Source organism: Lactobacillus sp. YT155 (genome assembly GCF_030504545.1).
Classification (GTDB): domain Bacteria; phylum Bacillota; class Bacilli; order Lactobacillales; family Lactobacillaceae; genus BQUT01.
The window spans coordinates 1-20019 of sequence record NZ_JAUKWP010000002.1 but is presented as its reverse complement, the minus strand read 5'-3'; the positions used below and the strand labels follow the sequence as shown (position 1 = coordinate 20019).

Here is a 20019-nt window from a genome sequence, read left to right as displayed (position 1 = left end):
AATGAATTCAGAGTTGATTTCAAAAGATAACTTAGATTTAGCTATTAAGTTTTTAGATGAAGGGCAGTTAGTTGCTTTTCCTACAGAAACTGTTTATGGATTAGGAGCCGATGCTACTAATGTAGAAGCCGTGAAGAAGGTTTATCAAGCTAAAGGTCGTCCTAGTGATAATCCATTGATTAGCCATGTCAGCAGTCCGGAAATGGTTTGGAACTATGCTGATCCGAGTTATAAAGAACAGGCCACAAAATTAATGAAAAAATTTTGGCCGGCACCACTAACAATAATTTTACCAATTCAAAAAGATGCACTATCAAAAAATGTCACCGGTGGATTAAGTACAGCCGCTTTTCGAATGCCTGATAATCAAGCCACTTTAGACTTGATAGCTAAGTTTAAAAAACCTTTAGTTGGTCCTTCGGCTAATACTTCTGGAAAACCAAGTCCGACAACTCCACAACATGTACTGCATGATTTGCAGGGGAAAATAGCTGGAGTAATTGATGATGGTCCATGTAAAATTGGGGTGGAATCAACAGTTATTGATTTATCAGTGGATATTCCTACTATTCTAAGACCGGGATTTATTACTTATGGTGATTTGGTAGAGGTTCTTGGACAAGTAAGTAGTGATCATCATAAAGTGAGTCAAGATGAAGTTCCAAAGGCACCAGGAATGAAGTACAAACACTATGCTCCTAATGCCCAAGTAATTATTATTGACGACGTTGCTGATTTTGATGAAGCGTATGCTGAATTTTCTAAAAAAGGGACCACAGGATTGTTAGCAACAGATTCAGTTTTGAAGAACTTTTCATTGGCTGATGAATTGAAATATTCATTGGGAAAAAATTTAGCAACTTCTTTAAAAGAATTGTTTTCTGGACTGCGATATTTTGATAATATGGAAGCAGTGAAGTTTATTCTGGCACAAGGATATTCTGGTGACGGAATTGCTGGAGCTTATATGAATAGATTGAACAAGTCTGCCGGACAGGTGCATTACAAAAAAGGAGAGAAATAATGTCAAAATTTACTGTTATTGACCATCCATTAATTCAACATAAATTAACGATGATCCGTGATCAAAAAGCAGGAACCAAAGATTTTCGTGAAATCGCAAATGAAATTGCCGGATTGATGGTTTATGAAATCACTCGTGATTTACCACTTGAGGATGTTGAAATTCAAACACCAATGGGTCCAACAGTACAAAAGCGTTTGGCTGGAAAGAAATTGGCAGTTATTCCAATTTTAAGAGCTGGATTAGGAATGGTTGATGGAGTTTTGCAATTAATCCCCGCTGCTAAAGTAGGACACGTAGGGATGTATCGTGATGAAGTTACATTGAAGCCTCATGAATATTTTGTAAAACTTCCAAGTGATATTGACCAACGTGAACTATTCATTGTTGATCCAATGCTTGCTACTGGTGGTTCTGCTAACATGGCAATTGATGCCTTGAAGAAACGTGGTGCCACAAATATGCGCCTAGTTGTCTTAGTTGCAGCTCCAGAAGGTGTCAAAGCAGTGCAAGATGCTCATCCAGATGTTGACATCTTTGCAGCATCATTAGATGAGAAATTAACTGAAAATGGCTACATTTTCCCAGGTCTAGGTGATGCTGGGGATCGATTATTTGGCACAAAATAGAAAATAATAAATAACAAAGTGAGAAAGATTTGATTTACCGCGTTATTTAGCGCTTTCTTTTTTTGAATAAGTCTTTTGAATTTTGTTAGCTTTGGTGCTATGATTTTGTTTATTATGGATCGATAACGAATCCATATTTTACAAAAGATGAAGGGAGGTTAGACTTTGAATGAAAATTATCCAATTATAGAATTTTTGGGCATTAGATTTAATGTTACCAATTGTCTATCTGGATTGTTAGCGGCAATTTTGGTTTTCATACTTGTCTTTATCTTATCTAGAAAAGTCGAGATGAGACCTGGAAAAGCTCAGAACTTTTTGGAATGGATAATAGATTTTACGAATGGAATTGTTAAATCAGCAATGCCCGGAGATGAGGGTCGACCTTTTTATCTTTACGCATTTGTAGTATTTCTATTTATTTTCATGTCCAACCAAATTGGCTTGTTATTACAAGTGACAATTGGTGGACACCCAATCATCAAATCTCCGACAGCTAGTCCAATAGTAACGATGGCAATGGCCTTGATGACAATCTTACTTAGTCACTATTATGGTGTTAAGAAGATGGGAATCGGCGGTTACTTGAAAGATTACATTCGTCCCGTGGGATTCTTGTTACCAATTAACTTAATTGAAGAGTTTACGAACTTTTTAACTCTTTCACTACGTTTGTACGGTAACATCTTTGCTGGTGAAGTTTTACTAGTTTTACTAGGAAAACTAGCCGCAAGCATGGGATTAATCACTTATGTTGGTGTGCTGCCAATCGTGATGATTTGGCAAGGATTCTCAGTATTTATAGGTTCGATTCAAGCGTATGTATTTACCACACTTTCGATGGTTTATATTTCACGTAAAATGGAAGAAGAATAAAAATTTTTTTGGAGGAATTTAGTAATGAAAGAACTTGCAGCAGGAATTGCAGCTGGATTAGCTGCTTTAGCAGCATCATATGGTAACGGACACGTTATTTCTAAAACACTTGAAGGTATGGCTCGCCAACCAGAAGTAGCTAAAGAACTAAGAGGTACTATGTTTATTGGTGTTGGTTTGATTGAAGCTGTTCCGATCTTAGCTATTGCTATTTCATTCCTTATTCTTTTCTCTTAATACCGAATATTATTAGAAAATAAAAGGAGTGATTAAAGATGGCAAAATATTTAGTGCTAGGAGAACAGGCTTCTGCTCTCGGTGACTTTTTATTTTTCTTAATCGCTTTTATCATCCTTACACTCTTAGTAAAACGATTTGCTTGGGGTCCAGTCATGAAAATGATGGATGCCAGGTCGGCTAAGATAACTGGTGATTTAGATTATGCGAATGATGAACGTCAAAGAGCTGAAAAGCTTGCATCTGAAAAAGAAGATGCTTTGAAGAATTCTCGTGCTGAAGCTCTACAAATTGTAGCAACAGCTAAAGAAAATGGTGAAAACCAGAAAAAAGCTCTTTTGGATGAAGCACATGCTAACGCAGAAGCGGTTAGACAAAAAGCAAAAGAAGATGCCAAGAAAGCAAAAGAAGATGCGATGAATGAAGTTCGTGGTGACGTAACTGATCTCTCGGTTTCAATTGCTTCTAAGCTAATTCAAAAAGAATTATCGGCATCCGATCAAGAATCACTGGTCGACTCTTACATTAAGGAGTTGAGTACTGATGAAACAAAGTAAATCCCAAGTAGCTTATAAATATGCTAAGGCACTTTACGAAGTTGCTGATGAAAAAAATGAATTGACAGTTATTACTGAAGAAATTAAAGCTTTAGATGCTATCTTTAAGGACAATCCAAGTTTGGTAATTGCCCTAGCTGGAAACAATCTTCCAATGAAAGATAGAAAAGAATTGTTAAGTATTTTGAAGAAGCAATTTAGTCAGACTATGCAGGATTTCTTGAGTTTGCTATCAGATTATAGTCGTTTAGATACTGTGCCAATCATCACAGAAGATTACATTAAATTTTATGATGAAAAGCAAGGTATTGCTGAAGCTAACGTTACGACGACTTATAAATTGAAGGAAGACCAACTAGAGGCTTTGAAACAATCTCTTAAGAAACGTTTCAAAGTTAATGAAATTGAAGTTGAGAATACTATCGATGAATCAATCATTGGTGGAGCGATTATTCGTGTCGGTGATCAAATAATTGATGGTAGTGTTCAACAAAAGTTGGTCAACATCAAAAAATTGTTATTAGAAAAATAAAACGTTGAGGTGAAATAAATGAGCATAAAAGCTGAAGAGATCAGTTCTCTTATCAAAGAACAGCTTAATAAATATCATGAAGACCTCTCAGTTGAAGAAGTGGGAACCGTTACTTATGTTGGTGACGGAATCGCTCGTGCACACGGACTAGAAAACGCTATGGCTAACGAATTGTTGGAATTTACCAACGGTTCATATGGTATGGCCTTGAACCTAGAATCCGATGATGTAGGTATCATCATCTTAGGTAAGTATGATGATATTAGAGAGGGCGATACCGTTAAAAGAACTGGTCGTATCATGGAAGTTCCAGTTGGTGAAGAACTAATTGGACGTGTAGTTAATCCATTAGGACAACCTATTGATGGTAATGGCGACATTAAGACTTCAAAAACTAGACCAATTGAATCACCAGCTCCTGGTGTTATGCAAAGAAAATCAGTTTTTGAACCTTTACAAACAGGTTTAAAAGCTATTGATTCACTTGTTCCAATTGGTAGAGGTCAACGTGAACTTATTATTGGTGATAGAAAAACCGGAAAAACTTCGGTAGCCATTGATACTATTTTGAATCAAAAAGATCAAAACATGATTTGTGTTTACGTAGCTATCGGTCAAAAAGATACTACTGTTAGAAATCAAGTTGAAGTCTTGAGAAAATATGGTGCAATGGACTATACAATCGTGGTTGAAGCCGGACCATCATCACCAGCACCATTGTTATACATTGCCCCTTATGCTGGTGCAGCAATGGGGGAAGAATTTATGTATAACGGAAAACATGTTTTGATTGTTTATGATGACTTAAGCAAACAAGCTACAGGTTACCGTGAACTCTCATTACTATTACGTAGACCGCCTGGTCGTGAAGCTTATCCTGGTGACATTTTCTACTTACATTCACGTTTGCTAGAAAGAGCTGCCAAGTTAAGCGATGAGTTGGGTGGAGGTTCAATGACTGCTTTGCCAATTATTGAAACTCAAGCTGGAGATATTTCTGCTTATATTCCAACAAACGTTATTTCTATTACTGATGGACAAATTTTCTTGGAAAGTGATCTATTCTATTCAGGAACTCGTCCTGCTATTGATGCTGGTGCTTCAGTTTCTCGTGTTGGTGGAGATGCTCAAATCAAAGCTATGAAGAAAGTTGCCGGAACATTACGTTTGGACCTTGCTTCATATCGTGAACTAGAATCATTCTCTCAATTTGGATCTGATTTAGATTCTGCAACTCAAGCAAAATTAAATCGTGGTAGAAGAACTGTTGAAGTTTTGAAACAACCTGTTCATTCACCAATTGCGGTTGAAAAACAAGTTATGATTTTGTATGCCTTGAGTCACAGCTTCTTAGATGATGTCGATGTTGACAATATTCTAGACTATGAAACTAAATTATTTGATTATTTAGACAGTAATAACGCTGATTTACTAAAAGAAATTAAAGAAACTGGTAAACTACCAGATACTGACAAAATGGATGCAGCAATTAAAGCATTCACTGATGGTTATGTTTCTGGACAAACCAAAAAATAATGAAATGGAGGTGGCAAAATGGCAGAATCATTAATTGATATCAAACGTAGAATTGCTTCTACTAAAAAAACTGGACAGATTACTAATGCTATGCAAATGGTATCTGGTTCTAAGTTAATGAAGATTGAAAAGCAATCAGCAAACTATCAATTGTATGCTAACAAGATTAAAAGTGTAGTTAGTCATTTAGCCTCCGCTAAGTTATTAGAAAAAGTCAGTTCCTCTGGTTTAGTTGGTAGTCCTTCTAGTTCTGATGCATTATTGTCACTAAATAATTTGCTATTAGAAAGACCAGTTAAGAAGTCCGCTTATATGGTTATTACGAGTGATCGTGGACTTGTAGGTGGATATAACAGTAATATCTTGAAGGCTATGATGGATATCTTTAAAAAGAAACATCATAACAATAAAGATGAATTTGTTATTATCGCCATTGGTTCAACTGGAGCAGAATTTTTCAAAAACCGAGGATATAACGTTGCGTATGAATATCGCGGTGTTAAAGACATTCCCGTAATCGAGGATGTTAAGCCAATCGTTGATACCTTACTTCAACTTTATATTTCTGAAGTTTTTGATGAACTATTCGTGTGTCATAATCATCATGTCAATTCATTAACTTCTGATTTTGAGTCAGAAAGATTACTACCTATCGTTAAAGATGATAGTGATGAAAATGAATTGGTTGGAGATTATATAACTGATCCAACACCGGAAGAAGTTTTACAAACTATCTTGCCACAATATGTTGACAGTTTGGTCTTTGGAGCTATGTTAGATGCTAAAACTTCTGAACATGCTGCTTCAATGACCGCAATGAAGAGCTCAACTGATAATGCTAATAATTTAATTTCAACACTAACTACTAAATTTAACCGTGCTCGCCAAGCTCAAATCACCACTGAGATTACTGAAATCGTCGGTGGGGCTGCAGCACTTGAATAATAGAAAGGAGTAACGTAATGCAAGAAGGAAAAGTTGTACAAGTCATCGGACCAGTTGTTGACGTTGAGTTTTCACTTGATGGAGAACTTCCTGATATTAATAACGCTTTAATTGTCAACAAAAGTGATGACACAACAGTTACTCTTGAAGTTGCTCTAGAACTTGGTGATGGTATCTTAAGAACCATTTCAATGGGTTCTACAGACGGTCTTCAAAGAGGAATGAAGGTTATTGACACTGGTGCATCAATCAAAGTACCAGTTGGTAAAGAAACCTTAGGTCGTGTGTTTAACGTCTTAGGTGAAACTATTGACGGCGGAGAAGAGTTTGATAAAGACTTTCCAAGAGATAGTATTCACAAAGAAGCTCCTGCCTACGATCAATTAAGTAATACAAAAGAAGTTTTGGAAACAGGTATCAAAGTTATTGACTTACTTGCCCCATATTTACGAGGTGGTAAAGTTGGATTGTTCGGTGGTGCCGGTGTTGGTAAAACTGTTTTAATTCAAGAGTTAATTCATAATATCGCTGATGAACATGGTGGAATTTCTGTGTTTACTGGTGTTGGTGAAAGAACTCGTGAAGGTAATGACTTGTATTACGAAATGAAAGAGTCGGGAACACTTGAAAAGACCGCCATGGTTTTCGGTCAAATGAACGAATCACCTGGTGCTCGTATGCGTGTTGCTCTAACAGGCCTTACTATTGCTGAATATTTCCGTGATGTTGCTGGACAAGATGTTTTGTTATTTATCGACAACATCTTCCGTTTCACTCAAGCTGGTTCAGAAGTTTCTGCCTTGCTTGGACGTATGCCATCTGCCGTTGGTTATCAACCAACCTTGGCTACAGAAATGGGACAACTTCAAGAAAGAATTACTTCAACAAACAAAGGATCAATCACTTCAATTCAAGCCATCTACGTTCCAGCCGATGACTATACTGATCCTGCTCCTGCAACTACTTTTGCTCATTTGGATGCTACAACTAACCTTGAACGTTGGTTAACAGAACAAGGTATCTACCCAGCTGTTGACCCATTGGCTTCAACATCTAGTGCGCTTGATCCTGAAATTGTTGGTCAAGAACATTATGAAGTTGCGGTTGAAGTTCAAAGAGTTCTTCAAAGATATCGTGAATTGCAAGATATTATCTCAATTCTTGGTATGGATGAACTTTCTGATGAAGAAAAAACAATTGTTGCTAGAGCTAGAAGAATTCAATTCTTCTTATCACAAAACTTCCACGTTGCCGAAACATTTACTGGACAACCAGGTTCATATGTTTCAGTTGAAGATACTGTTAAAGGTTTCAAACAAATCTTAGACGGTAAATTTGATGATTATCCAGAAGATGCATTCCGTCTTGTGGGTGGAATTGACGATGTGATTAAAAAAGCTAAAGAAATGGGATATGATTCCGAACAAACTGATGACGCTACTTCAAAAGCTGCCAATGAATAGGAGGGACAAAAATGGCTGAAGAAAAACAAGTTTTAACAGTCAATGTTGTTACTCCTGATGGTCTAGTATATAGTCATCATGCTACTTTGATTGTCGCTAAAGCAGTTGATGGTGATGTTGGTATCATGGCAAACCATGAGCCAATAATTGCTCCTTTGAAAATTTCTGAATTACGTCTAAAACGAATTGATAATCCTCATCATGAAGATGCAATCGCTATAAACGGTGGTTTCTTGGAATTCAGTAATAACACAGTGACAATCGTCGCTGATAGTGCTGAGCGTGCCAGAGACATCGACTTACGACGTGCTGAATATGCTAAACAAAAAGCTGAAGAAACACTTCAAAAAACAACTGAAGAACAAAGTGATGATAATGCCAAAGAAAAAGCACGTATTGCTCTACTTAGAGCTATAAATCGAATCAATGTTTCTAATCATAAATAAAAAATCACTCTGAACTATTAGAGTGATTTTTTATTTTCTTTTAAATATCGGTTGACTTATAAAAATACCGTGGGTTTTATGTTAAACTTTTTGAGGAAGGTGAGCACCTATGCAAAGTATCGGTTTACAGGGGATTTTAACAATACTCAGTCATCTATTTTTTATTTGGATTAGTTTCAATGCATTACAATCCGTTGACTTGAATAAGTTTTTTAAAAAAGGTGATCCTAGAAAAGCACAAATCGTGTATTTATTTTTGGGAATAGCATTAGGGTATACCGTAAGTTCATTTTTTATTAGTTTAATTACAGCATCACAAAATTTACAGTTTCTGTTTTAGTGAGGAAATATAGATGGAACAAATTGTTATAAATGGAGTTAATCAATTATCTGGAGAAGTAGAAATTGAAGGAGCAAAGAATGCTGTTTTGCCAATTTTAGCATCGACTATTTTGGCTTCTTCTGGTATTACAACTTTAGATAATGTCCCACCATTGTCAGATGTCTTTATTATGAATAAAGTCTTAGAAGAATTTAATATTAAAATTGAATTCAATCAAGTTCAAAAGACAATCTCTGTTGATGCATCGGGTGAATTAACTTCAATCGCCCCTAAAGAATTGGTTGAAAAAATGCGTGCTTCAATTGTTGTCTTAGGTCCTTTAGTCGCTAGATTAGGACATGCTAAAGTGGCAATGCCTGGTGGATGTGCTATTGGTAGTCGGCCAATTGATTTACATCTTAAGGGACTAGAAAAATTGGGAGTCAAAATCGATCAACATGATGGATTTATTGAAGCAACTGCCGATCAACTTCACGGTGCTGATATTTATTTAGATTTCCCTAGTGTTGGTGCAACTCAAAACATTATGATGGCAGCTACTTTAGCAAAAGGTAATACTGTGATTGAAAATGTTGCTAGAGAACCCGAAATCGTTGACTTAGCTAATGTTTTGAATAAGATGGGTGCCAAGATTACCGGTGCCGGAACTGATAGCTTAAAAATAAAAGGTGTTGATCAATTACATGGTTGTGACCATTCAGTCGTTCAAGATCGAATTGAAGCTGGTACGTATATGATTGCCGCAGCGGTGTCTAACGGTAATGTTTTAATTAAGGATGCAATTTATGAACATAATCGTCCTTTATTATCAAAACTCGCTGAAATGGGCGTTAAGGTGAATGTTAGTGATGATGGTGTTCGTATTATTGGACCAAAGGTTTTGGCTCCAGCCGACGTACAAACACTTCCTCACCCAGGTTTTCCGACTGATATGCAAGCTCAAATGACTGTTGCTCAGCTAAAAGCTGATGGTATCAGTACAATGAATGAAACAGTCTTTGAAAATCGTTTTATGCATCTAGATGAACTTAACAAGATGGGTGCTAGCTATAAGGTTGAAGGAAATTTTGCAACATTAATGGGACCAACTGACTTTCAGGGTGCTGAAGTAAGTGCAACTGATTTAAGAGCGGCAGCAGCTTTAGTAATCGCTGGATTAATTGCTAAAGGTGAAACTAGAGTTTCACATCTTGAATACATGGACCGTGGTTATTATCACCTGGTCAGCAAATTTAAACAACTTGGTGCCAATATCAAGCGTGTTAGAATCGATGCTGCTGGTCGTGAAACATTAGTTACTGACGATCAAGTAATTAGTGAGGAAAGTTTGGCTTAAAATCAGAGGTTAATTGATGAAAAAACTAGCAGATTTGAAGTTTTCGGAGATTTATCCATTATATTTAAAAAAAGTAACTAAGAAGAATCGTAGTGAAGATGAATTGTTGCAAATAATTTCTTGGCTAACGAATTATAGTTTTGATCAAATAAAAGAATTATCAGAGAGTGAAGTAACATTCGCTGAATTCTTTGACGGATGCCAACTAACCCCTGATGCAAGCAAGATTACGGGTGTGATTTGTGGAGTTAGGGTTGAAGAAATTCAAGATCCTTTGACACAAAAAATCCGTTACTTGGATAAAGTGGTTGACGAATTGGCAAAAAACAAAAGTATTGAAAAAATTATGAGAAGTTAAGACAGGTGAAACTGTCTTTTTATGTGATATAATTTTGGAGTTAGAAACAATAGGAGGCTTATAATGGCAAAAGATATTGGGATTGATTTAGGTACCGCAAATGTTTTGATTAATGTCAAAGGTGAAGGAATTGTTTTGAATGAGCCTTCAGTTGTGGCAGTAGATACTTCAAACAATGAAGTAGTAGCAGTTGGAACAGAAGCTTATGAAATGGTGGGAAGAACTCCTGGTAATATTCAAGTAATCCGTCCTCTTGAAGACGGGGTTATTTCTGATTTCAAGACAACTGAAAGCATGTTGAATTATTTCCTTGGAAAATTAAATCTTGGAACGAGATTTTCAAAACCTAATATCATGATCTGTTGCCCCGCAGATGTTACTTCTGTTGAACAACGCGCAATCATTGAAGCAGCAGAAAAAGCTGGTGCAAAGAAAGTTTATCTTGAATTTGAACCTAAGGTTGCTGCAGTTGGTGCAGGAATGGACATTTTTAAGCCTCAAGGTAACTTAGTTATTGATATTGGTGGTGGTACTAGTGATATTGCTGTATTATCAATGGGATCAATTGTTACTAGCAATTCATTGCGCTTAGCTGGTGATAAATTGAACGCCGATATTCAAAACTATATTAAACAAAAATATAACTTGATGATTGGTGAAAGAACTGCTGAAATTATCAAAATGCAAGTAGGAACAGCCTACGATCCAGATCCAAATGCCAAGCTTTCACTTAGTGGACGTGATTTGATGACAGGATTACCTAGAGAAATTCAAATCAGCGAAGTAGAAGTTGAAGAAGCATTACATGAATCACTTTATGCAATTATTGATGCTACTAAGGGAGTTCTAGAAGTAACACCTCCAGAATTAGCAGCTGACATTATTGATCGCGGAGTGATGCTAACTGGTGGTGGTTCACTTCTAAAAGGAATTGATAAGTTATTTTCAAAAGAACTTCAAATTCCTGTTTTCTTAGCTGATCAACCACTAGACTCAGTTGCTCTAGGAACTGGAATATTATTGGATCATGTCGTAAATAAATAATATGTTAAAAAAATTCTTTATTTCACTAGTTGTATTTTATCAACGAAATATTAGTATTTTATTCCCACCACGTTGTCGGTTTAAACCGACTTGCTCCAATTACATGATTGACGCCATTAAAATACATGGTGTAATTTTAGGAATCATTATGGGGATTGCACGAATTATTCGGTGCAATCCTTTTAACAAAACTGGATTCGATCCGGTGGGAGATAAATTCACTATTTTTAGAAATAAACATCCGTATGAATAATAGGAGAACATTTTGTCAAAAAAGAATAAGCCTAAAGAAGTTGAATTGAAAGAAATCGTCGCTGATACCGAATACGAACTTTGGGAATCCAAATATCTCATTGGTCGCATCAACAAGAAAGACGACAAGTTTGAGTACGTGCTTAATGGCAAGGACACTGTGAAGAACACAAAGTTATTAAATGATGCCATTAATGAGTTACTAATGCAGTATAATTTATATACACATTAATTAAGGATTAAACATGTTAAATAATATTAGAAACAGACGACAAACAAGAGATGCAGATTCTCGAATAGATTATGGGATTATCTTGTCAGTAATGTTACTTGGATTAATTGGATTACTTTCAATTTATGTTGCTGCAAGTCATGATCCTAACGGCGGATCGCCAGTTCGTCAAGTACTGATGCAACTGGTTTGGTTCGCAATCGGGGCAGGACTAATTGCCTTTATTATGCAATTTGATGCCGAGGATCTTTGGAAAATTGCGCCGTACGCGTATGCAATTGGAATAGTTCTACTGATTCTAGTGCTGTTTTTGTATAGTAAAGCCTACTATCTCAAATCAGGTGCGAAGAGTTGGTTTGCAATTGGACCTTTAACTTTTCAGCCGTCTGAGGTAATGAAGCCAGCGTTTATCTTGATGCTGGGAAAAGTTGTTTCTAATCATAACAACGAATATCCAACCCACAGCTTCTCAAGCGACTTCCGTTTAATAGGAAAGATGATTGGTTGGACACTGCCGGTAATTATTTTATTGAAACTACAAAATGACTTTGGAACCATGCTAGTATTTATAGCTATTCTAGGTGGGGTATTCATTGTTTCAGGGATTGATTGGCGAATTGTCGCAACTACTGTTGGTTCAATTCTAATACTGGGCGGTGGAGCCCTGGCAATGGTTACCACCCAGTTTGGTCGGGGAATATTGTCGAAACTGGGATTTGCTTCTTATCAATTCTCACGTGTGGATAACTGGTTGAATCCATCTCAAGATACTTCTAATACTGGGTACCAATTATGGCAAAATATGAAAGCCATTGGTTCAGGACAGTTATTAGGAAAAGGTTTTAATCATGTTGATGTTACAGTTCCAGTTCGTGAATCAGATATGATTTTTTCCGTAATTGGTGAAAACTTCGGCTTCATTGGTGCGTGTGTCTTAATATTTATTTACTTCTTACTCATTTATCAAATGGTTCGTGTAACCTTCGATACTAAGAATGAATTTTATGCCTATGTATCAACTGGTGTTATCATGATGATACTATTCCACGTATTTGAAAATATTGGAATGAGCATCGGATTATTACCATTGACCGGTATTCCGTTGCCATTTATTTCACAAGGTGGTTCGGCGTTATTAGGAAACATGATTGGAATAGGTCTGATAATGTCGATGCGATATCATCATAAGAGTTATATGTTTGGTGATACGGATACATTTAATTAAAACATTAAGATAAAAGCCATGATAAATTGACGTTTATCGTGGCTTTTTATTGTGAAGAAAAACAAAAGTTCTAACTTTATCAATTATGTAATTATGGTGTACAATGAAGGCCTAAGTACGATATTAATAATATTTATATATAGATTTTAGAAAGAATAATAACTTTTGATTAGGAGAAGACAAATCTAATGAATGATTATTTAAAGATTATAGAAAATGACAAAAATATTACTATTGGGTTAAAAAAAGATGCCGAGGAAGAACTTGGAGAAGTTAAGTTTGTGGATTTTTTAACAAATAACGGCGATGTAAAGAAGGGTGAAACCTTCGCTTCAATCGAGGCGAAAAAGGCTGTAATAGAGCTAGAAGCACCATTTTCTGGGGCGATTACATCCGTTAATACCGAGGTTGAAGATAAGCCGGAAACAATTTATGAGGACAATACTTGGTTGATTAAAATGGTTAAGGCTTAATTTGTATATCAAATAACGTTTTGATATTATAAAAGGTATTGAAACGCTTCTATCAACTAAAAATTATGGTAGAATAAATCAAGTTGGTTAAAAGCGCGCTATTACGGCTAATTTGGAGGAATCATAATGAAGATTTCAGGGAAGACAATCAAAGCTCGTCGCAAATCGTTGGGGTTATCACAAAGTGAATTGGCGGATGAGATTTGTACACAAGCGACAATCAGTCTGATTGAAAAAAAAGACAAAGTGCCAAGTATGGCAATACTAATAAGTATTTGTGACCGATTAGAAATTAATGTCGACACGGTAATTCGTGAAGACGAAGATTTGGCAAGTACTATTTTTAAGAAGGCTGAGAAGTGTGTCTTTAATAAAGATGCACAAGGAATTCAAGATTTAATTGCGAAAATCGATGAAAAGAAATTAACTAATTCACAACAAATTAAGCAACTATACTTTTACCAAGCTTATGTAGAATTAAAACTTCACAAGAATTACGACAAAGCTATCTTCATCTACACTCGCGCTTATAATGTTGACACTCATATGAATGACTTCTTAGATTCATTGATCAACCTCTATATCAGTCAAGCTTATATTGGTAAGAATGCTACTGAAGAAGCAGAAATATACGCTGAACAAACTCGTGAAATAATTGAATCGAAGAGTTTCCAAAGCAATGACAACTCTAAGAACAAATTACTTATTTTTAGTAGTATTGCTGAAGTATATGAAGATCTTAAACAGAGAGATCAAGCAGTTGCTTACCTCAAAATGGGAATTAACGAATCAAAAACAAGTAAGAACTATTTCTTGTTAGATTATTTCTATCTTGAGTTAGCTAAGTTGGAAGATGATGAGTTCGGATTGTTAGCTGCTTATGTGATTGGCGATATTATCGATAATCAAAATACAGTTCAAGAAGCATTAAAATTAGCTAAAAAGAAAAAAATTAATTTACCTAAGAGCAAATTCTAAAGAGAATTCTTTAGAATTTTTTATTTGCACTTTAAGTTAACATTGTTATCCTGAAGATATAGTAATAAATATTCTGGAGGATTTTTTATGAAAAAGGTTTTGGGGATAGTATTGCCATTAATATTAGTTGTTGCTGTCTTGGCGGGATGCAGTAAAAACGTTACTAAAAAAACTTTTGCTAACAGTTTTGGACGCGCTAAGACTGAGATAACATATTATGCTCATGGCGATGACGTATTTAAGCAGACAACCAAAGATACTATTGGTTATTCGGGACTTGGGGATTCAGAAATTAAGACTTTCAAAAAAGAGCTAAGAAGTGATAGCGATAAACTCAACAAAATCAAGGGTGTGAAAGAAACTATTAGTTTTGATGACGATGAGCAACTATTGATTGAAACAATTACAGTCGACTACGAAAAAATCGACAAGAAAAAACTCAAAGAAGTTCCAGGATTTTCGGAAGAGGCTAAAAAGAAAAAGATTAGTCTAAAGGAATCTGAAAAAGAGCTTAAAAAGGGTGGTTATAAAGAAATAAAAGTTAATAAAAAAGACTGATTGATATCAGTCTTTTTTATTTGTCGTTTTTAGCAGTTTTGGTTATGGTGTATAGATTTTGACAAACTATATATAACCCAAACGCAAATTATTTTAAAAATTAGTGCGTTAACGCAAAAATTATGATAGAATAATTTTCGTAAGTATTTACTTATGCAAATAATACGCTTTTGAATGGGGATATAAGGTTTATAAAATAGACAGATGCTAAAAGCGGTTATATTTTGGAGGAGTATTTTATGAAAAAAATTAAGTATGGTTTGATTATGCTGTTTTCTTTATTTGCGATAACAGCGATATCAAAAAATGTAGATGCGGAAGATATAGGAACTCCGGTTTCTCAATTTCCGGCTAACCAGCTACTTATTAAGGATAAAGATGGTGGACTAGCGTTACCCTTAGAATACCAAAATAAGTTTTTTGAACCTAAAGATAGAAAATCAGATACTTTTAAATATAACGGAGGATCAACTGATAACGCGGCACCTGGATTCATATCGGTATTTAAATCTAAGTATTTTAATATCGGCGATGTATTGTCGTATACATCAGTAACTGGACACGAGATAAAAATCACCACAAAAACCCCTGTTCCAGACTTCGTTATATATGACGAAAAAAATCCTAGTCTTGCGAACGCAGTCGTTTCAATCTGTAGTGTGTTTTCAAATTCAAACGACTTGCTATATCCAAAATCTCTGTTAAATATCACATCCTCAACACCAAAAAAGGGTTATATAACTATCAGAGATTTAGACTATAGTGAATCTGTATCTATTAGTAAGAAAGCTTTAAAATATATTGCAGTCAGTCAGAACAGTAAGATAACATTTGTAGATGAGGGTGATAAAATCACATTTCATGGGAAGCAAGGTTCTGCTGGTATAAACAACGACAATATTGATTATTGGGTTACTTTTGTTGTTGATAGCAATAATTTTGATTTAGACATAAAATCATCCGGTGGAACCTTAGTAGAATTGGGATCAGAAGAAATCAAGCAAACCGGAACAGTAAATGTGAAATACGTTGACGAAGACGGTAATGAATTAGCTACATCAGATATTTTGAGTGGTAGCGTCGATGATCCATACTCAACAAAAGCCAAAAGTATTCCTGGCTGGATGCTTAAGGAAACACCAGCAAATGCTAGTGGTAAGTTCACAGACACAGAACAAACAGTAACTTATGTTTATACCAGAGCACCTGGCGCAGCAGTTACCGTTAATTATGTTGATGAAGCTGGTAATAAATTAGCTCCATCAGAAGTGTTAAATGGTAAGGTTGATGATCCATACACAACTAAGGCTAAAGATATTACGAATTGGGAGCTCAAAACAACACCTGCCAATGCCAACGGTAAATTCACATCAACTCCTCAATCGGTAACTTATGTTTATACAAAGAAAGCTGGTGCAGCAGTTAACGTTAATTATGTTGATGAAGAAGGTAATAAGTTAGCAACTTCAGATGTGTTGAATGGTAAAATTGATGACCCATACACAACTAAGGCTAAAGATATTACGAATTGGGAGCTCAAAACAACACCTGCCAATGCCAACGGTAAATTCACGTCAGAAGAACAAACAGTAACTTATGTTTATACTAAAAAAGCTGGTGCAGCAGTTAACGTTAACTACGTTGATGAAGCTGGTAATAAGTTAGCAACTTCAGATGTGTTGAATGGTAAAATTGATGATCCATATTCAACAAAAGCCAAAGATATCTCTGGTTGGGTACTTAAGACTACACCTGCCAATGCTAACGGTAAATTCACAACAACTGCTCAAACAGTAACTTATGTTTATACTAGAGCCGCTGGTGGAGCAGTCACAGTTAACTATGTTGATGAAGAAGGTAACAAGTTAGCAACTTCAGATACGTTAAATGGTAAGATTGATGAATCATACTCAACTAAGCCTAAAAACATTACAGATTGGGAACTAATAACAACTCCTGCTAATGCCAATGGTAAGTTCACATCAGAAGAACAAACAGTAACTTATATTTATACTAAAAAAGCTGGTGCAGAAATCTTAGTTAGATATGTCGATGAAGAGGGAAATGAATTAGCACCTTCAAACACATTGAACGGTAAGCTTGATGAAGCTTATAATACAATTCCTAAAGATATTACTGATTGGACTCTAATTACTACTCCAGACAATGCCAGTGGCGTATTTACTCACAGTCCTCAAACAGTTACTTACGTATATAGTAAGAATGATGGAGCCACTGTAACAGTTAAGTACGTTGATGAAGAAGGAAATGAATTGGCTACTTCAGATACTTTGAATGGTAAAATTCATGCTCCATATACAACAAACGCTAAGAAGATTGATGGTTGGAACTTAAAAGAAGTATTCACAACTACTGAAGTGGTAGAAAAAGCAACATTTGCTACAACTACAGATAGCAAGGGATCTTCAGCTAAGAAGGAAACACATGCTGCTGGAGTTGATTCAACAACAGGTGCTTTCACTTATGAACCACAAACAGTAACTTATGTTTATAAAAAAATTGCTGTTGCAAAACCAGTAGTAACTAAGCCAACGACTAAGAAGGTAGATCCTAAGAAATTACCAAAAACTGGAGAGTCAGATAACACAGTTATTGGTACAGTAATTGGTGGAATGGTATTAGCAACTACAGCTGTATATGTATCAAGCAAAAAATATAAAAATATTTAATGCTACGCAATAATAGCTACTTTAGATTTATATTAAAAAAATTACGGAGGGTTATTTTATGAAAAAGTTTTTGAAATTAGTGTTGCCACTATTATTAATTGTTGGAGTACTCGTGGGGTGTGGTAACAGTGTTACCAAAAAAAAATTTACTAGCGAGCAAAATAATACGAAGAGTGAATTGACATACTACGCTCATGGAGACGACGTATTCAAGCAAACTGCAAAAAATACAGTTGACTATTCTTCTGTTGATGAATCACAAATTGATGCTTTTAAGACTCAATTAAAAGCTGCTGCAGATAAGTATCAAGGAATCAAAGGAGTGAAAGAAAAACTTAGCTTTGATGATAAAAAGAAAGTTTTAACTGAAACTTTGACTGTTGATTACGAAAAAGTTGATAAGAAAAAACTAAAAGGAATTCCAGGTATGATCGGTGACTTCAAAGAAGGTAAGAAGATTAGTTTGAAGGAATCAGAAAAATTACTTAAAAAATCAGGATTTAAAGAAAAGAAATAGTAAATAAAAAGACTGATATTAAAGATATCAGTCTTTTTTATTTGTTGTTTTTAGTAATTCTAATAGTAACTGCGATGTATGTTCTCTTTGCTCTGGAGCTAGTGAATCTAACCAATCAATTAGTTCCTCGGTATTCTTACCACGATAAATACTTGCTTTTTCAGGACCATATAAATCGGCCATGCTTATGTCTAAAGCTGATGCCAAGGCTTCTAAGTGTTCCGCACTGATGCTCTTGAATACTCCACGTTCAAAACGAGAGAGCGAACTGTCGCTTATACCTGCTGCTTCGGCAGTTTTTGAGATAGACATGCTTAATGCTACTCTTCTTTTTTTTAAACGTTTAGATAGTTCAGACATCTTCGGTATACCGCCTTATATATATAATTCTAATACAATTACGATATATAGAATTAATGAAATTCAAAAGAACTCAAACGCAGAAGTTTTAAAAAAATAGTGCGTTAACGCAAAGATTATGCTAGAATAATTTTGTAAGTATTTGCTTATAAAAATAATACGCTTTAATATCGAAGTATAAGAGTTGGTAAATAATGAAAATTAGGTACAACTCAAAAAAGCGGTTATATGGAGGAAAAAGAATGAAACTCAGAAAAAGAATTGCTCAATTCATTATGACATTGGGAGTTTTTGTTCTTGGATTGGGGAGTGTTTCGGGAGTAAGCAGAGCTGTTACTCAAACAGAAACACCTAATTATCCAATCGCAAAAACAGCCACTGATAATGGGGATGGCACTTATGGTATTAACTTTAAGTTGCCAGAAGATGGTACAGTTCAAAAAGTAAAAATTGATATCGTCTTTGCTGTAGATACTACAACTATTAAGAACTATGCGAATGTTAAAGCTCAGCTTGAAGCATTCACTACAGAACTTAATAGTAACCCTAATATCGAAGCAAAAATTGGTATTGTTACAATCCAAAGAGACGCTACTGACAAGTTAAATGGTCTCGTACCATTGAATGATGATAGTCTTGCAACCATCAATAAAGGTTTTGCTGCTTCATATACTGCAGGATCCAACCTTCATGGTGGGTTGCTAAAATCACAAAAATTATTAGATAGTGATACAGAAGTTGAAGCTGATCATAAGTATTTGATTGTAGCTTCTGATATGGCTGGCTGGCTTGTTGATAATGGTAGTGGTACCGGTTCATCGATTGCTTATCGTGATGGACAGTATATTGGTAATGCAGTAAGTACTGGTAACCAAGATTTCTTTGGTAGATACTACAAGAATCCGCTAGAGAATATTACTGTCGCTGATATTGATAATCTTGTTAACAATATGACTATGTTTAATGGCCAAACACCAGCTGGTGACTACGTGAAATATATGCAACAATATGGTACATCAATTGGTGAATATCCATACAACTGGTTGAAATATGGATCACTATTCCATCCAACGTGGACTGATGAAGAAAAAGCAACTATGCCTCCATCGTTTGCTTTTGTTAACAGTCCACAGTTCCCACCTTACTTTGAAAAGAGTATGTACTTGAGTGGGCGTTTGTTCAAAGATATGAAGGCTGCTGGTTATAACATTAGTGAGTTAACAACACCTTATCAAGCAGGCGATCCAACATATGCTAACTTACATAATACTAACCAACGTTTCCAAGAATGGCTTGAACAAAATATTGGTAAACGTTTCGATTCAACAAGAAACGAATCAATGACTGAAATTCTTGCTGACTTGAAGGCTAAGATTTATTACCAAGTTGGTAAAGGTCAAATCACTGA

24 protein-coding genes are annotated in these 20019 nt (G+C 35.5%); 23 read left to right on the top strand and 1 reads right to left on the bottom strand.

The window, feature by feature from the left end:
* Window position 1: 1 nt before the first annotated feature.
* The 22 genes from Q2T76_RS02895 to Q2T76_RS02790 all read left to right on the top strand — a co-directional run bounded on the left by Q2T76_RS02895 (window position 2) and on the right by Q2T76_RS02790 (window position 18251).
* The gene (locus Q2T76_RS02895; protein ID WP_302083974.1) at window positions 2-1024 is read left to right on the top strand and encodes an L-threonylcarbamoyladenylate synthase; all 1023 of its coding nucleotides are present in this window, start codon (window positions 2-4) and stop codon (window positions 1022-1024) included.
* Window positions 1024-1653 carry a uracil phosphoribosyltransferase gene (gene upp / locus Q2T76_RS02890; protein ID WP_302083972.1) on the top strand — a complete coding sequence of 210 codons (630 nt, stop codon included), beginning with the start codon at window positions 1024-1026 and terminating at the stop codon, window positions 1651-1653. Before Q2T76_RS02895 ends, upp begins: the two co-directional genes overlap by 1 nt.
* A 165-nt stretch (window positions 1654-1818) precedes the next feature.
* Complete coding sequence (atpB, locus tag Q2T76_RS02885; protein ID WP_302083970.1) at window positions 1819-2529, top strand: F0F1 ATP synthase subunit A; 711 nt, start codon at window positions 1819-1821, stop codon at window positions 2527-2529.
* 24 nt (window positions 2530-2553) lie between these two features.
* A complete protein-coding gene (gene atpE, locus Q2T76_RS02880) occupies window positions 2554-2766 on the top strand; it encodes a F0F1 ATP synthase subunit C (protein WP_302083968.1) in 213 nt (70 codons plus the stop codon).
* 38 nt (window positions 2767-2804) lie between these two features.
* The gene (gene atpF, locus Q2T76_RS02875; protein ID WP_302083965.1) at window positions 2805-3323 is read left to right on the top strand and encodes a F0F1 ATP synthase subunit B; all 519 of its coding nucleotides are present in this window, start codon (window positions 2805-2807) and stop codon (window positions 3321-3323) included.
* The gene (gene atpH, locus Q2T76_RS02870) at window positions 3310-3855 is read left to right on the top strand and encodes an ATP synthase F1 subunit delta (RefSeq protein WP_302083963.1); all 546 of its coding nucleotides are present in this window, start codon (window positions 3310-3312) and stop codon (window positions 3853-3855) included. The genes atpF and atpH overlap by 14 nt, the downstream gene beginning before the upstream one ends.
* A gap of 18 nt (window positions 3856-3873) precedes the next feature.
* The gene (gene atpA, locus Q2T76_RS02865; protein WP_302083961.1) at window positions 3874-5391 is read left to right on the top strand and encodes a F0F1 ATP synthase subunit alpha; all 1518 of its coding nucleotides are present in this window, start codon (window positions 3874-3876) and stop codon (window positions 5389-5391) included.
* A gap of 18 nt (window positions 5392-5409) precedes the next feature.
* Window positions 5410-6336, top strand: a complete 927-nt coding sequence (locus Q2T76_RS02860) for a F0F1 ATP synthase subunit gamma (RefSeq protein WP_302083958.1) — start codon at window positions 5410-5412, stop codon at window positions 6334-6336.
* A 17-nt stretch (window positions 6337-6353) separates the two neighbouring features.
* Entirely contained in the window at window positions 6354-7799 is a 1446-nt protein-coding gene (gene atpD / locus Q2T76_RS02855; protein WP_302083956.1) for a F0F1 ATP synthase subunit beta, read from the top strand.
* A gap of 11 nt (window positions 7800-7810) precedes the next feature.
* A complete protein-coding gene (locus Q2T76_RS02850; protein ID WP_302083954.1) occupies window positions 7811-8245 on the top strand; it encodes a F0F1 ATP synthase subunit epsilon in 435 nt (144 codons plus the stop codon).
* Window positions 8246-8354: 109 nt separating this feature from the next.
* Window positions 8355-8585, top strand: coding sequence for a DUF1146 family protein (locus tag Q2T76_RS02845; RefSeq protein ID WP_302083952.1), 231 nt, complete (start codon window positions 8355-8357; stop codon window positions 8583-8585).
* Between the two features lie 13 nt (window positions 8586-8598).
* Window positions 8599-9924 (top strand): UDP-N-acetylglucosamine 1-carboxyvinyltransferase, encoded by a 1326-nt coding sequence (gene murA, locus Q2T76_RS02840; protein ID WP_302083951.1) that lies wholly within the window; start codon window positions 8599-8601, stop codon window positions 9922-9924.
* 16 nt (window positions 9925-9940) lie between these two features.
* Entirely contained in the window at window positions 9941-10282 is a 342-nt protein-coding gene (locus Q2T76_RS02835) for a DUF2200 family protein (protein ID WP_302083949.1), read from the top strand.
* Window positions 10283-10345: 63 nt separating this feature from the next.
* Entirely contained in the window at window positions 10346-11326 is a 981-nt protein-coding gene (locus tag Q2T76_RS02830) for a rod shape-determining protein (protein WP_302083947.1), read from the top strand.
* 1 nt (window position 11327) lies between these two features.
* The gene (gene yidD, locus Q2T76_RS02825; protein WP_302083945.1) at window positions 11328-11579 is read left to right on the top strand and encodes a membrane protein insertion efficiency factor YidD; all 252 of its coding nucleotides are present in this window, start codon (window positions 11328-11330) and stop codon (window positions 11577-11579) included.
* A gap of 12 nt (window positions 11580-11591) precedes the next feature.
* Complete coding sequence (locus Q2T76_RS02820) at window positions 11592-11810, top strand: DUF2969 family protein (protein WP_302083943.1); 219 nt, start codon at window positions 11592-11594, stop codon at window positions 11808-11810.
* Window positions 11811-11823: 13 nt separating this feature from the next.
* On the top strand, window positions 11824-13035 hold the full coding sequence (locus tag Q2T76_RS02815; protein WP_302083941.1) for an FtsW/RodA/SpoVE family cell cycle protein: 1212 nt from the start codon (window positions 11824-11826) through the stop codon (window positions 13033-13035).
* Between the two features lie 188 nt (window positions 13036-13223).
* The gene (locus tag Q2T76_RS02810; protein ID WP_302083939.1) at window positions 13224-13508 is read left to right on the top strand and encodes a glycine cleavage system protein H; all 285 of its coding nucleotides are present in this window, start codon (window positions 13224-13226) and stop codon (window positions 13506-13508) included.
* A gap of 126 nt (window positions 13509-13634) precedes the next feature.
* Window positions 13635-14486 (top strand): helix-turn-helix domain-containing protein, encoded by an 852-nt coding sequence (locus Q2T76_RS02805; RefSeq protein WP_302083937.1) that lies wholly within the window; start codon window positions 13635-13637, stop codon window positions 14484-14486.
* An 87-nt stretch (window positions 14487-14573) separates the two neighbouring features.
* Window positions 14574-15044, top strand: a complete 471-nt coding sequence (locus tag Q2T76_RS02800; RefSeq protein ID WP_302083935.1) for a DUF1307 domain-containing protein — start codon at window positions 14574-14576, stop codon at window positions 15042-15044.
* Window positions 15045-15283: 239 nt separating this feature from the next.
* Window positions 15284-17734: a MucBP domain-containing protein gene (locus Q2T76_RS02795; protein ID WP_302083933.1), complete on the top strand. Its 2451-nt coding sequence runs from the start codon at window positions 15284-15286 to the stop codon at window positions 17732-17734.
* Window positions 17735-17792: 58 nt separating this feature from the next.
* Window positions 17793-18251 (top strand): DUF1307 domain-containing protein, encoded by a 459-nt coding sequence (locus Q2T76_RS02790; protein WP_302083931.1) that lies wholly within the window; start codon window positions 17793-17795, stop codon window positions 18249-18251.
* 27 nt (window positions 18252-18278) lie between these two features.
* Here Q2T76_RS02790 and Q2T76_RS02785 read toward each other — a convergent pair whose 3' ends face one another.
* Complete coding sequence (locus Q2T76_RS02785; protein WP_302083929.1) at window positions 18279-18611, bottom strand: helix-turn-helix domain-containing protein; 333 nt, start codon at window positions 18609-18611, stop codon at window positions 18279-18281.
* A 242-nt stretch (window positions 18612-18853) separates the two neighbouring features.
* On the opposite strand from Q2T76_RS02785, the gene Q2T76_RS02780 reads away from it, so the two are divergent.
* The coding region (locus Q2T76_RS02780; protein ID WP_302083928.1) for a hypothetical protein at window positions 18854-20019 on the top strand (1166 nt) is incomplete at its 3' end.

What these genes read in the sequence shown, in the direction of transcription:
- atpA (WP_302083961.1), top strand. Translation starts at nt 3,874, where the DNA reads ATGAGCATAAAAGCTGAAGAGATCAGTTCTCTTATCAAAGAACAGCTT.
- Q2T76_RS02800 (WP_302083935.1), top strand. Translation starts at nt 14,574, where the DNA reads ATGAAAAAGGTTTTGGGGATAGTATTGCCATTAATATTAGTTGTTGCT.
- atpE (WP_302083968.1), top strand. Translation starts at nt 2,554, where the DNA reads ATGAAAGAACTTGCAGCAGGAATTGCAGCTGGATTAGCTGCTTTAGCA.
- Q2T76_RS02845 (WP_302083952.1), top strand. Translation starts at nt 8,355, where the DNA reads ATGCAAAGTATCGGTTTACAGGGGATTTTAACAATACTCAGTCATCTA.
- atpD (WP_302083956.1), top strand. Translation starts at nt 6,354, where the DNA reads ATGCAAGAAGGAAAAGTTGTACAAGTCATCGGACCAGTTGTTGACGTT.
- Q2T76_RS02830 (WP_302083947.1), top strand. Translation starts at nt 10,346, where the DNA reads ATGGCAAAAGATATTGGGATTGATTTAGGTACCGCAAATGTTTTGATT.
- Q2T76_RS02785 (WP_302083929.1), bottom strand. Translation starts at nt 18,611, where the DNA reads ATGTCTGAACTATCTAAACGTTTAAAAAAAAGAAGAGTAGCATTAAGC.
- Q2T76_RS02810 (WP_302083939.1), top strand. Translation starts at nt 13,224, where the DNA reads ATGAATGATTATTTAAAGATTATAGAAAATGACAAAAATATTACTATT.
- Q2T76_RS02860 (WP_302083958.1), top strand. Translation starts at nt 5,410, where the DNA reads ATGGCAGAATCATTAATTGATATCAAACGTAGAATTGCTTCTACTAAA.
- Q2T76_RS02815 (WP_302083941.1), top strand. Translation starts at nt 11,824, where the DNA reads ATGTTAAATAATATTAGAAACAGACGACAAACAAGAGATGCAGATTCT.
- yidD (WP_302083945.1), top strand. Translation starts at nt 11,328, where the DNA reads ATGTTAAAAAAATTCTTTATTTCACTAGTTGTATTTTATCAACGAAAT.
- murA (WP_302083951.1), top strand. Translation starts at nt 8,599, where the DNA reads ATGGAACAAATTGTTATAAATGGAGTTAATCAATTATCTGGAGAAGTA.
- atpF (WP_302083965.1), top strand. Translation starts at nt 2,805, where the DNA reads ATGGCAAAATATTTAGTGCTAGGAGAACAGGCTTCTGCTCTCGGTGAC.
- Q2T76_RS02790 (WP_302083931.1), top strand. Translation starts at nt 17,793, where the DNA reads ATGAAAAAGTTTTTGAAATTAGTGTTGCCACTATTATTAATTGTTGGA.
- atpH (WP_302083963.1), top strand. Translation starts at nt 3,310, where the DNA reads ATGAAACAAAGTAAATCCCAAGTAGCTTATAAATATGCTAAGGCACTT.
- Q2T76_RS02850 (WP_302083954.1), top strand. Translation starts at nt 7,811, where the DNA reads ATGGCTGAAGAAAAACAAGTTTTAACAGTCAATGTTGTTACTCCTGAT.
- Q2T76_RS02835 (WP_302083949.1), top strand. Translation starts at nt 9,941, where the DNA reads ATGAAAAAACTAGCAGATTTGAAGTTTTCGGAGATTTATCCATTATAT.
- Q2T76_RS02795 (WP_302083933.1), top strand. Translation starts at nt 15,284, where the DNA reads ATGAAAAAAATTAAGTATGGTTTGATTATGCTGTTTTCTTTATTTGCG.
- Q2T76_RS02895 (WP_302083974.1), top strand. Translation starts at nt 2, where the DNA reads ATGAATTCAGAGTTGATTTCAAAAGATAACTTAGATTTAGCTATTAAG.
- upp (WP_302083972.1), top strand. Translation starts at nt 1,024, where the DNA reads ATGTCAAAATTTACTGTTATTGACCATCCATTAATTCAACATAAATTA.
- Q2T76_RS02805 (WP_302083937.1), top strand. Translation starts at nt 13,635, where the DNA reads ATGAAGATTTCAGGGAAGACAATCAAAGCTCGTCGCAAATCGTTGGGG.